10 protein-coding genes are annotated in these 11,650 nt (G+C 52.3%); 1 reads left to right on the forward strand and 9 read right to left on the reverse strand.

Annotated elements, in window-relative coordinates:
* Positions 1–198 precede the first annotated feature (198 nt).
* Entirely contained in the window at positions 199–405 is a 207-nt protein-coding gene (locus R50912_RS32735) for a hypothetical protein (RefSeq protein WP_042241188.1), read from the forward strand.
* On the opposite strand, the gene R50912_RS32740 is transcribed toward R50912_RS32735, so the two are convergent.
* From R50912_RS32740 to dnaB, 9 genes are all read right to left on the reverse strand, one after another.
* Complete coding sequence (locus R50912_RS32740; protein WP_042218677.1) at positions 374–1,180, reverse strand: MBL fold metallo-hydrolase; 807 nt, start codon at positions 1,178–1,180, stop codon at positions 374–376. The genes R50912_RS32735 and R50912_RS32740 overlap by 32 nt on opposite strands.
* 16 nt (positions 1,181–1,196) lie before the next feature.
* Positions 1,197–1,937 (reverse strand): two-component system regulatory protein YycI, encoded by a 741-nt coding sequence (gene yycI, locus R50912_RS32745; RefSeq protein ID WP_042218678.1) that lies wholly within the window; start codon positions 1,935–1,937, stop codon positions 1,197–1,199.
* A gap of 27 nt (positions 1,938–1,964) precedes the next feature.
* Positions 1,965–3,257, reverse strand: coding sequence for a YycH family regulatory protein (locus R50912_RS32750; protein ID WP_042241191.1), 1,293 nt, complete (start codon positions 3,255–3,257; stop codon positions 1,965–1,967).
* Positions 3,254–5,086, reverse strand: a complete 1,833-nt coding sequence (walK, locus tag R50912_RS32755) for a cell wall metabolism sensor histidine kinase WalK (RefSeq protein ID WP_042218681.1) — start codon at positions 5,084–5,086, stop codon at positions 3,254–3,256. Before walK ends, R50912_RS32750 begins: the two co-directional genes overlap by 4 nt.
* Positions 5,086–5,817, reverse strand: coding sequence for a response regulator YycF (yycF, locus tag R50912_RS32760; RefSeq protein ID WP_042241194.1), 732 nt, complete (start codon positions 5,815–5,817; stop codon positions 5,086–5,088). Before yycF ends, walK begins: the two co-directional genes overlap by 1 nt.
* Positions 5,818–5,966: 149 nt before the next feature.
* Positions 5,967–7,511: a M23 family metallopeptidase gene (locus tag R50912_RS32765; protein WP_042241198.1), complete on the reverse strand. Its 1,545-nt coding sequence runs from the start codon at positions 7,509–7,511 to the stop codon at positions 5,967–5,969.
* Positions 7,512–7,808: 297 nt separating this feature from the next.
* Complete coding sequence (locus R50912_RS32770; protein WP_042241200.1) at positions 7,809–8,468, reverse strand: hypothetical protein; 660 nt, start codon at positions 8,466–8,468, stop codon at positions 7,809–7,811.
* A gap of 200 nt (positions 8,469–8,668) precedes the next feature.
* Positions 8,669–9,955: an adenylosuccinate synthase gene (locus R50912_RS32775; RefSeq protein ID WP_042241203.1), complete on the reverse strand. Its 1,287-nt coding sequence runs from the start codon at positions 9,953–9,955 to the stop codon at positions 8,669–8,671.
* Positions 9,956–10,287: 332 nt separating this feature from the next.
* The gene (dnaB, locus tag R50912_RS32780; protein WP_042140590.1) at positions 10,288–11,649 is read right to left on the reverse strand and encodes a replicative DNA helicase; all 1,362 of its coding nucleotides are present in this window, start codon (positions 11,647–11,649) and stop codon (positions 10,288–10,290) included.
* Between the last annotated feature and the right edge of the window lies 1 nt (position 11,650).

The raw sequence follows: 11,650 nt of genomic DNA on the forward strand, positions 1-11,650 counted from the left end.
TTTATAAGCTTGTATCCGGAATATTTTGCAACCTAAAAGACTACACTAGAATTAGAAGCGGCAAACAGCTCATAACTTAAAGGAACGCTCTATATGATTGTATCACAGGCAACAGCGCCGCCCACATTTTTTCTGTGTTAAATAACATGTGAAATATTTACATTACTGCTACAATTCATTTAAAAGGAGGGCCGGACTATGGAGTCATTCTCAACAAGTATGGATCTGGTACAGTTTATCGGCAAGCTGGGGGATCTCAAGGATGAACACTATCATCTGATTCTTGTCCAAAGTGCACTGATCGAGCTGCTGATTGCCAAAGGGCTATTCACCCGTCAGGAGCTGGAGCACCAAATCGCTGAACTGGACCGTCTTATGACTGGCTCACCTTATCCCATGGCGTAGGCCGGTCATAATAAGTATCACAGAGCCTGAACTCGCTGTCTTTGAAGAAGCAGCCCCGGTCTTCCATCGCCCCGCGTACGGACATTTTCGCCAGATCCATCATATTGTGGTCTCTGCTTAAATGGGCCAGATAGGTTCGTTTGGTCCGCCCCGTCAGTATCTCGCTGAGCGCCGCTCCCGCCGCCTCATTGGACAGATGCCCCAGATCGCCAAGAATCCGCCGCTTCGTATTCCACGGGTAACGCCCCATCCGCAGCATCTCAATATCATGATTCGATTCCAGCACAAGCACATCGGCATCGGATATTGCCGTCCTCACCTTATCACTGACATACCCGAGGTCTGTCGCTACGCACAGCTTCTCTTTGCCGTCGTAGAAATTGTAGGCTACCGGTTCCGCAGCATCATGGGAAATCGCGAACGACTCTACCCGCATACTGCCGAAATCCCGGTGCTGCCCGGTTTCCATAATGACCCGGTTATGCTCAGCAATCTTGCCGATTCCCTTCTCTATCGCTCCCCAGGTATTGGTATTCGCATAGATCGGAAGATCGTATTTGCGCGCAATCGCCCCCAGCCCCTTGATATGATCGGAATGCTCATGGGTCACAAGAATCCCGTCTAAATCTGCTCCCGTCAGCTCGCGCATGGCCAGCAGCTCATCAATGCGCTTCGCGCTAAGGCCCGCATCGATCATAAGCGTGGTCTCGCCGTTACGCACCACCGTCACATTCCCGGTAGAACCGCTGGACAGTACTGTAAATGAAATCCCCATATCTCTCCTGCTCCTTCTACTCTGTTGTCTTAGGACTGATAATGTCCGCACTTATTGCATCCACGTAATAGGCGCTGCCGTTCTCCAGCATAAACCGCCACATCGGCGAAGCCACCTGGCTCTCGGAGTTGAATAATTCACCGTAATAGCCAAGCTCAATCTCCTTCACCGCAGAATTGGCCGGGAAATACTTCTCGATCAGGCTGCTGAGCGCCTGCGAGGCCGGAAGCACCTTTTGCAGATTATCGCTCCGGCTGGCACCGATCTCAATCTGCGGCCAGCGGTACGCCACAATCTTCTGGTCACTGTTAATCAGCTCCAGCCTTACTCTGAACAGTGACCACTTATTGTCCACCAGCGGATGAAGCACGAACTTGCCCACCTCGCTCTCCTGTGAATCAAAGCGGTAATTCGCAATATCCGTAATCTGGCTCTCCAGCAGGCTGCTCAGTTCGGAGAACGAGGAATACATCAGCTTGCTGTCGATCGGCTCATTAAGCTTCACCGGCACTTCGTTCTGCTCTTCTCCGGAATAGCGGTACGTGATATCAGGCAGCTGCGGAGTGGCAGCCGGAATCGGACACAGCAGCCGGATGCCCTTCTCCTCCATCACCGCCTGCGTTTCTGCGGACAGGGAAGTGAAGTCAAGCCCCGCGCTGACCTGATCGCGCACATCTATCCATAGCTGATAGCATAGCAGCAGATTCAGCACCAGAAAGGCGTAGATTAATACACTTTTGGCTCTTCCCCAGTCCATACCGTTTCCTCCTTAGATAATCTTAATCTAATTCAGCGTCAGCACACTGCCATCACTGAGCGTAACCCGCCAGACCGGATGAAGCTTAAGCTTCTCCCCTGTCAGCGTAGGCATATAGGCGGGGGTCAGATCAGTAATCCGCAGGGAGCTTCCAATCTGGGCAAGACGCTGTTTCAGTGCTTCGCCCCCGGACAGCTCAACAATTGTTTTCTCCGACTTCTCTTCATCCATATACATCAGGGAGCGCTCATAAGAGGATACGGTCCCCTGCTGCAGCTCCAGATGAATCACTCCGTACTGGAGCTGAGAATCACTCATGATCGGATAGGAACCTGACGGGTAGGCGCCGTAATATTGCTGAAAAGATACCTTGCGGTCCTGCCGGCCTTCTTCTGTAGCAGCCAGCCTGTAGGTTCCGTTCCAGCCGCCATGCATATTGACGTAATCCACCGCCTCCAGCGCATCCTTCGCCGGTGTACTGTCTCCATCCGGAAGGGCGGCAGGATCGCTGAAGCTCATCCAGTTCTGCTCCTGATCCACCTGCAGGCTGCGCTTGCTGTCGGTGTAGATCTTGGAGCCGTCCTTCTCAGGAATATATCTTGTGCTGCCCGCATCGATGAACAGATTGCTCTGCATTTGCTCAATCGTATACTTACCCGCAGGCATCACTACCTCAACCAGCGGGATGGCCGCCTCAGGCACATAATACTCGCCGTTCACAGAGGTATAAGGTGTCAGGTTCTTGCCGAAGTCCACATGCTGCTGCACGTCCTGCACCGTCAGGTCCGCCTTCGCCGCCTCATAGACAATATCACCGCGTGTGCTGAAGAAGATGGCATGTGCTTTGGAATCATTCTTGATATTGTAAATCCAGATCCGGTCGATGCTCTCTCCTTCAAACAGCGAGTCCGGCGAGATCTGCATCACCCGCTGCAGCAGCGTTACCGGAATACCTGCCCCGAAGGACAGCTCAATGCCCGGATTCTCCCGGCGGATCTTATTCCAGTCGAAGTCCTGCACCGAGCGGCGCTGGAAGCTCTCGAAGCTGCGTCCCTTCAGCCGGTTCAGAATCAGATTATAGAAGGTTGAGCTGGGATAGAACAGCGTGTGTTTGTCTTCGCCCATATGAATGATCATTTTATCGGGATAGAGCAGATTCTCGACCTTTTCTTTAGGGCCCATAATATCGGTCTTCACATACAGATTCTCCGATAACACCGCCGAGTCGCTGCCCGGCAGCCTGTAAATCAGGTAATAACTCTCCACGAGGCTTCCGAGTATCAGCAAGACCAGCATCCATGACTTGATTTTCTCCTTCACGCCTCACTCCCCCTATGCTTCATCAAAGGCAGCGTGAACGTTACCAGCGAGCCTTCATTCAGCTCAGACTGCAGGGAAATGGAGCCGCCGTGCGCTTTGACAATTTCCCGGGCAATGGACAGCCCGAGACCCGTGCCGCCCATATTCCGCGAGCGGGCTTTATCAACCCGGTAAAAGCGTTCGAATATGCGTTCAATGTCCTTCTTCGGAATCCCGATCCCGGAATCGCGTACAGATACTGCGAGCATTCCGTCCTCAGTCTTATGCGCTTCAAGCCGGATCGTTCCGCCTTCCGGCGTATATTTCAGGGCATTGGAGACCAGATTGCCCAGCACCTGATCAATCTGATCGCGGTCCAGCCAGGCAGTGGCTATCTCCTTGTGCACTCTGGTGCTGATATGAATCCGCTTCTGGCGGATCTGGAAGGAGAAGCGGTCCGCCACATCCTCCAGCATCTCGGAAATGTCCGTCTGCTGAATGCGCAGACTGGACTCTTTGGAATCCAGACGCGACAGATGCAGCAGATCGGTAACCAGCCGGATCATCCGCTCTGTCTCGTTGCGGATGACCCCGACAAACCGCACGGCCAGCTGCGGATCCTCCAGCGCACCATCATCCAGCGCCTCCGCATAGCTCTTAATCGTTGTAAGCGGCGTCCGCAGCTCATGGGATACATTCGCCACGAACTCGCGGCGGGACTCTTCGAGGTTCTCCTGCTCGGTAACATCCTGCAGCACCGCAATCGTCCCTGCGATCCGCCCGCCTTCACGGCGGTGGATCGGAGTGAAGGTGACCCGCACAATATTAGGGTCCTCTCCGCCCATCGGGGACAGATGCAGCATTGCCGACTGGGCATTGCCCTGAGCCAGCGATCCTGACTGCTCATGGTCAAGTCCGAGCAGCTCATCGAGCGGCGCTCCTTCCGGAAGCGGCCCTTCCGCACCCAGCATCAAGGCAGCACGGGTGTTCATCAGAATGACTGCGCCGCTCTCATCCGTCGCAACCACACCATCACTCATATTCGCCAGGATGGAGGACAACTTCTCCTTCTCCTCTTCATTCTGCGACAGCGCTTCGCGCAGCCTGTCCGTCATATAGTTGAAGGCCTGGCTCAGCTGGCCAATCTCATCATTGCCGAAGACGGGAACCTTCCGGTTGAAGCGGCCTTCCGCCACCGCTGTGGCATGCTTGGTCATTTCTTTAATCGGATGGGTGATCGTATGCGCGAGTATAACCCCCAGCACCGCTGTCAGCGCGAGCGCCAGCAGCAGCCCCGAGAGGAATACGCTGTTGATCCGGCTCATTGTGGCGTATAAATCCTTCATATCTGCTGCGATATAGATCGCCCCTACGACCTTGTCACCGGAAATTACCGGCTTGGCCACAACCTTCTTGCGCACATTGTCATCCGCGATGATATATTCCTCGTTGTCGCTGATCCCCTGCAAGGCACGGCTGACAACAGTCTGGGTATTGCGCTGGCCCACATAATCGTTCTGTGAAGGAACTGAGGTGGTAATAATCTTGCCGCTTGCATCCAGCACCTGAATTTCTGCGCCGTTAATATACAGATTGTTCACCATACCGCGCAGACTTTCCACCGCAGATTCTTCATCTGCCGTGCCCGTCTCACTCCCGAATTTGTCGGCGGTGAGGATCGAGAGCATCTCTGCCCGCGCCTTCAGGTCCTTGGTGAAATTATCTGTGAGTGAATTCTTCATGGAGCTGACGAAATACACGCCGATCAGCTGCATCGCAATCAGAATCAGCAGCACATAAATAACGATAAGCCTGGCCTGAATCGTCCGGAAAAAGGACAGTGCTTTCATCACAGCCCTCCGCTTTTGGGGCTATGCATCAAATAACCGAGTCCGCGCCGTGTGAATATATATTCCGGCTTGCTGGGATTCTCCTCAATTTTTTCTCTGAGCCGGCGGATCGTTACATCCACGGTCCGCACATCACCGAAATATTCGAAGCCCCATACGGCCTGCAGCAGATGCTCCCGGGTCATTACTTTGCCGGCATGGCGGATCATATAATAGAGCAGCTCGTATTCACGATGCGTCAGATCCAGCGGTTCGCCGTCTTTGTAGACCAGATACATATCCGTATCGATAAATAAGCCGAAATGATATACCCCCTGCTTGCTCTCCACGCTTTCGCTTGGCGTTTCGGACACGGCCGGCTTATGCTGGCGGCGCATCTGGGCCTTGACCCTGGCCAGCAGCTCACGTGTGCTGAACGGCTTGGTCACATAATCATCGGCACCCAGCTCCAGGCCCAGCACCTTATCAATCTCTCCGTCCTTGGCGGTAAGCATAATGATCGGAATATCCAGATGCGCAGAGCGCACCTCACGGCACACATCCATTCCGTCCTTGCCGGGCAGCATGAGGTCAAGCAGCATCAGGTCCGGTCGTCTGGACAGAGCCAGCTCTACAGCACTGTTGCCGTCAAACGCACAGATAACCTCATAGCCCTCTTTTTCCAGATTGAATTTCAATATATCAGCAATAGGTTGTTCATCATCCACTACCAGAATCGTGCCCATTTGCATATGCTCCGCTTCACCTTTCTAACGATACTCAGGTCCTTGATTCCTTTATTTTAACATACCTGTCCGGGCGTCACATCTAACTAAATAAAAACCGCCCGAAATTATCCGGACGGCTGGTCATTCTATATTCGGAGCTTAAAATATATATATTATTTCAGATATTTCATAGGGTTGATCGCTGTTCCATTCTTGCGGATTTCGAAGTGCAGATGGGTTCCTGTTGAGCGGCCGGTGTTGCCCATAATGCCTATTTGGCTGCCCTGTCCAAGCTTCTGGCCGACGGAGACGGAAATTCTGCTTAAGTGTCCGTAGTAAGTAACGTATCCGTTGTTGTGATTGACGATAACCACATTACCATATCCGCTCTGCACACCGGCAAAGCTTACCGTACCGGCATCAGCCGCTTTGATCGTACGGTTGCCGGATACAAGATCGACTCCCTTATGTGCACGTCCCCAACGCTCGCCGTAACTGCTGGATATCGTAGCTCCGGCAACCGGCCAGGCGAACATTCCTGTTCCTTCACCGACAACCTTGGTACCGGAATAGACCACTTCAGGCAACGAAGCCTTTACAACCGTCTGTCCCAGCCACTCTTCTTGGACCACCAGACCATTTTCTTTGGTCAGTCTGTATTGCATCGTCTTAAGTCCCGTCTGGCCGGCACGGACCACCTTTCTCTTGCCTGCCGCCAGCTGGTCGCTCTTGCGTACAATAACTTCGGGCTCTGTAACCACTTGTTCAGTTACCTGCTCCACAGTTACGACCGTAAGATCAGGCTGGGGAACCGTCAGCTGCAACTGATCCCCGATCTGCAGGCTAAGCTCCTTAACCGCAGGATTGTTGCGGAAGATATCGGCCTGGGTAATCTGGAATCTGGAAGCGATCGCAGAGACCGTGTCCCCTTCCTGAACCGAGTAGACCAGCGGCTCCTCCTTGCCCTCCGTCAGCACCTTCACAGCTTCCTCTACACTAAGCACCTTGTTGGGATCTGCCTTGACCGGAACAATGCTGACTTCCTCGCGGATGGCCGCCGATTGCACTTGGTCTGCCTTAGCTGATGCTGATGCTGTCGTCTTGGCCGCCGTCTTCATCAGCTTCGCGCCAGCAGCTGCAGCCTGCGGAGTGTAGTGCGCCTTCACGGCCTCGAGTACTGCGGCTGCCGTCTCCTGATCCTTCACGATCCCGAGCGGTTTACCATCAACCGTCAATTCCACGCCTACCGCATAGGCTTTGAGCATGCCATCCAGCTTGTCCAGTGTAGCTTCGCTGTCGATCTCCGGTTTGTACGCCTCGGCGGCCTCTGTCGTGATGCCGCTGGTTTGCAGCACCATGACGGAATCCGGATACTTAAGCTGATATTCCCGTCTCTTCGCTTCAAACAGCTTGTTAAGGTCCGAATCCTGACTTAAAGTTCCGATCTCTTCACCCTTCACCAGCACCTTGTAGTAGGTTACTGTATTCGCCGCAACATGTTTCTTCTCCGCTCCGACCAGGAAGGTAGTCAGAAGAACCAGACCGGCAGTAGCAACAATCCATGAACGCCGGAGTCTGCGTGGTTTGGTTTCCGGATGAAAGATCCGGGTTTCGCTGGAGGTGCTGTTCCCCTGTTGACCTGCTGCACCGGACCCTGCGGATGCTTCTTCACTGTTCCGCAGTTTCCCCATCCGGCGCATAAACTTAAAACCTTTCATCAAACTCTCCCTTTCAGTCCGCCCATACGGTCCGCCTTAGCGGATAAACTTATTTTTAGAGCCCCTTTTATATGTTGTACGTCATCTATTTATCTGTTTGCATGAGTATGAATATTGCTGCTTTTTTGGGCCCGGAAAAGGTTACAAAAAATTAACCCCTCATAGTCCTTTTTTACTGTACCATAGCCTGAAGAAAAATTTCAACTTTCTTCACACAACAAAACCCGCGAAAATCGCGGGTTTAATCCAAAAATATGCGTTTTAAACAGATATACCGTGTCCAAAAAGTGACATTTTTTAATTTTGCGTGGAGGGTGCAGAATCAGGTGTAAGCATTTTCATTAAGGACTCATATTCCTCCTCATCCACATACCTCGCAATGATCTCCTGTAGTTCCTTTACCTCACTCTCTGTCAACCCGCCCTCCATAGCAGAGGAAATCTTTAGCATTTCCTCCTGCGGGAGCTTCTTCATCAGAATATTGAAGATATTGGATTTCTCATCAGCAGGAAGATTCTCCTTCAAGTCGTTTAGTGCGCCTGGCGTCATCACCAGCTCCTGATCCAGTGCACGCTCATTCTGTTCTTCTCCGGCCGCCGCTTGTCCCATTACAGGCAGCGCATCCTCAGGCATTGTTTCGTCCACCGTATCCCCCGTGTCACTCGCAGGAGGATCTCCGCCAGTTCCTTTTTCTCCGTCTACCTTGCTTGAGTCTGCCTCTTTATTTGTATCCTTAGTATCCTTAGTATCCTTAGACGAGGAACTGCTGCTTCCCATCCCCGTCAGACTCTTCACGAAGCCAAGCATACCCGGCTCAGGCCCGTCTACCTTAATATCAAAGCCTGCCAGCACTGACTGGATATACGTATTGACCACATACGCAGTCGTCAGCATGGACAACCCGCTGGCCAGTACAACAATCAGACATATGCCAAGCGTCCGTTTCATTAGTTTCATCATCATCGCTCCCTTATGCTCTGCTCTATTCATCTCCGGAGAATCAGTCCTTGGTGATCCTATCTCTCAGTATTGACTAGAACCCGGCCCGGGAAACCTCTGTTATCCATAGAAAAGCAGCCTAACAGCTGCTAAAACACAAAAACAGGAGCCTCCTCCGAGGCCCCTGCTCCTGTAATTCATATTCATTCTGCTTCAATCTAGATATAGATTGGCAGTACCTGATTCGTCTGTTCCCGGTTACGGCCTACGGAGAAGATAGAGATTGGAATACCTGTCAGCTCTGATACACGCTCCACATATTTGCGAGTGTTAGCAGGCAGATCGTCCAGGGTCTTCGCACTTGTAATATCTTCACTCCAGCCTGGAAGCTCTTCATAGACAGCTTCGCATTCCGCAAGCTTCTTGAGACTGGCCGGGTAATGCGTGATGATCTCTCCGCGGAACTTGTAGCCTGTGCAGATCTTGACAGTTTCGAGGCCGCTCAGCACGTCCAGCGAGTTCAGGGACAGACCCGTGATTCCGCTGACACGGCGGGCATGACGCACAACTACACTGTCGAACCAGCCCACACGGCGTGCGCGGCCGGTTACAGTACCGTACTCGTGGCCTGTTTCACGGATATAATCACCAGTGGCATCGTTCAGCTCTGTAGGGAACGGACCGTCGCCAACACGGGTAGTGTAGGCTTTAGCCACACCAATAACCTGTTTGATCTTGGACGGGCCTACGCCCGAACCGATGCAGACACCGCCTGCGGAAGGATTGGATGAAGTGACGAACGGATAAGTACCCTGGTCAATATCAAGCATTACACCCTGTGCACCCTCGAACAATACTCTGGAATCTGCATCGATAGCATCATTCAGCACTACCGAAGTGTCCGTCACATAACCGCGAAGCACTTCTGCATACTCCAGATATTTGGTCAGAATTTCTTCCACATCCAGCGGCTGAGCACCGTATACCTGAGTGATAACCTGATTCTTCTCTTCCATCAACGGACGAAGCCTCAGTTCGAATTCCTCGGCGTCCATCAGATCGGCAATCCGGATACCGTTGCGGGCTGCTTTATCCATGTAGCACGGGCCAATCCCCTTGCGTGTTGTTCCGATTTTGTTCGGACCCTTGCGGTCTTCTTCAAGCGCATCCAACAGCATATGATAAGGCATAATGACATGGGCGCGGTCGCTGATCACCAGGTTCTTCGTATCAAAGCCATTCTCATGAATATAATTAATTTCTTGAATCAGGGCCTCTGGATTGATAACCATTCCGTTGCCGATAACACAAGTTTTTTCTTTATAAAATACACCTGATGGAATCAAGCTGAGCTTGAACTTCTTTCCGTCAATCAGAATCGTGTGACCGGCATTGTTACCCCCTTGATACCGAGCGACCACATCTGCACTCTCTGCCAGAAAATCCGTGATCTTTCCTTTGCCTTCGTCTCCCCATTGTGTTCCCACGACGACTACCGTTGACATGTTCATTCCTCCGTAGATGCTAGCAAGCACCATTATTTTTCAAAATAGAAGAATTTATATGCTTACGCTATAAATTATCATGATTAAGCCATAAATTTCCCTTCTATTTCCACGCTGAAACCCACCGTCCCTTTATAAGGACAGCGAAGCTGTTTCCACTTGTAATATGGGCTCTGTACGGACTTCTTATGTACGCAGCCCCCCGGACACCAGGGCGGGCCAGCCCGCCAAAGCACAATAATCAGTGTAACAGCGGCACTTTTTAAAGTCAAATAAAAACGAACGATCGCAGTTGAATATGTGCGATCGTTCGTGTATTGTGCGAAATTCGCCTAACCTGCGAACGGTTCCGCATGTGCCCGCTCGTAGTTGACGAACTTGTTAAAGTTCTTGAGGAACACCAGCTCTACCGTGCCTACGGGACCGTTACGCTGTTTGGCGATGATGATTTCAATAATATTCTTCTTCTCGGTATCCTGATTGTAGTAATCGTCACGGTACAGGAACGCTACGATATCGGCATCCTGCTCGATCGAACCCGATTCACGAAGGTCACTCATCATCGGCCGTTTGTCCTGACGCTGCTCCACACCACGGCTGAGCTGGGACAGGGCAATAACCGGAACATCAAGCTCACGGGCAATCTGCTTCAGGGTACGGGAGATTTCGGATACTTCCTGCTGGCGGTTCTCTCCGGCCTTGCCGCGGCCCTGGATCAGCTGCAGGTAGTCGATGACGATCATACCGAGGCCTTTTTCCTTCTTCAGCCGGCGGCATTTCGCGCGGATATCTGTAACGGTAACCCCCGGTGTATCGTCGATATAAATTTCAGCCTCAGACAACGACTGGATCCCCATGGTCAGCTTGGACCAGTCATCATCGCTTTTGAAATCACCGGTACGCATAATATTGGCGTCCAGATTGGCTTCTGCGCAGATCATACGCTGTACCAGCTGGGGCGCGGACATTTCCAGACTGAAGATCGCTACGGTCTCTTTGGCACGGACCGCAACATTCTGGGCAATATTCAAGGCGAATGCCGTCTTCCCTACGGATGGACGGGCAGCCACAATGATTAAGTCGTTACGCTGGAAACCGTTCGTCATATGGTCAAGATCGGCAAAACCGGACGGAATCCCCGAAGTGCCGCCCTTGTTCTGATGGAGCAGCTCCACCCGGTCGAATACCTGCATCAGCACATCGCGGATGGCAATGAACCCGCTGCCGCTGCGGCGGTTAGAGATCTCGAGGATCCGCCGCTCGGCATCACTCAGCATGATGCCTACATCTTCGCCGCCCGTATAACCTTCGCTGACAATCTGCGTTGCTGTACGGATCAGCCGCCGCAGCATCGCCTTCTCTTCTATAATCTGTGCATAATAGTCGACGTTGGCCGCAGTCGGTACTGCATGCGCCAGCTTAGCCAAATAGCTGACACCGCCGACATCCTCAAGCTCACCCTTGTCCTGGAGCCGGGATGTCAATGTAATCAGATCAATCGGCTGGCTCTCTTCTCCGAGCTGCACCATCGCCTCAAATATCATCTGATGCGGTTTGTCGTAGAAGTCTTCGGTATTCACCCGCTCCATCGCGGTAATAAGCGCTTCATCCGACAGCAGAACCGCACCTAGTACGGCCTGTTCTGCCTCTAGATTCTGCGGGGGAACCCGATCGAAAAAGAGATCTCCACCCATT

This window comes from Paenibacillus sp. FSL R5-0912 (assembly GCF_000758605.1).
In the GTDB taxonomy this organism is placed as follows: Bacteria; Bacillota; Bacilli; order Paenibacillales; family Paenibacillaceae; genus Paenibacillus_AQ.

Coding starts and splice junctions, on each gene's coding strand:
- R50912_RS32735 (WP_042241188.1), top strand. CDS start 199: ATGGAGTCATTCTCAACAAGTATGGATCTGGTACAGTTTATCGGCAAG.
- R50912_RS32740 (WP_042218677.1), bottom strand. CDS start 1,180: ATGGGGATTTCATTTACAGTACTGTCCAGCGGTTCTACCGGGAATGTG.
- yycI (WP_042218678.1), bottom strand. CDS start 1,937: ATGGACTGGGGAAGAGCCAAAAGTGTATTAATCTACGCCTTTCTGGTG.
- walK (WP_042218681.1), bottom strand. CDS start 5,086: ATGAAAGCACTGTCCTTTTTCCGGACGATTCAGGCCAGGCTTATCGTT.
- yycF (WP_042241194.1), bottom strand. CDS start 5,817: ATGCAAATGGGCACGATTCTGGTAGTGGATGATGAACAACCTATTGCT.
- R50912_RS32765 (WP_042241198.1), bottom strand. CDS start 7,511: ATGAAAGGTTTTAAGTTTATGCGCCGGATGGGGAAACTGCGGAACAGT.
- R50912_RS32770 (WP_042241200.1), bottom strand. CDS start 8,468: ATGAAACTAATGAAACGGACGCTTGGCATATGTCTGATTGTTGTACTG.
- R50912_RS32775 (WP_042241203.1), bottom strand. CDS start 9,955: ATGTCAACGGTAGTCGTCGTGGGAACACAATGGGGAGACGAAGGCAAA.
- dnaB (WP_042140590.1), bottom strand. CDS start 11,649: ATGGGTGGAGATCTCTTTTTCGATCGGGTTCCCCCGCAGAATCTAGAG.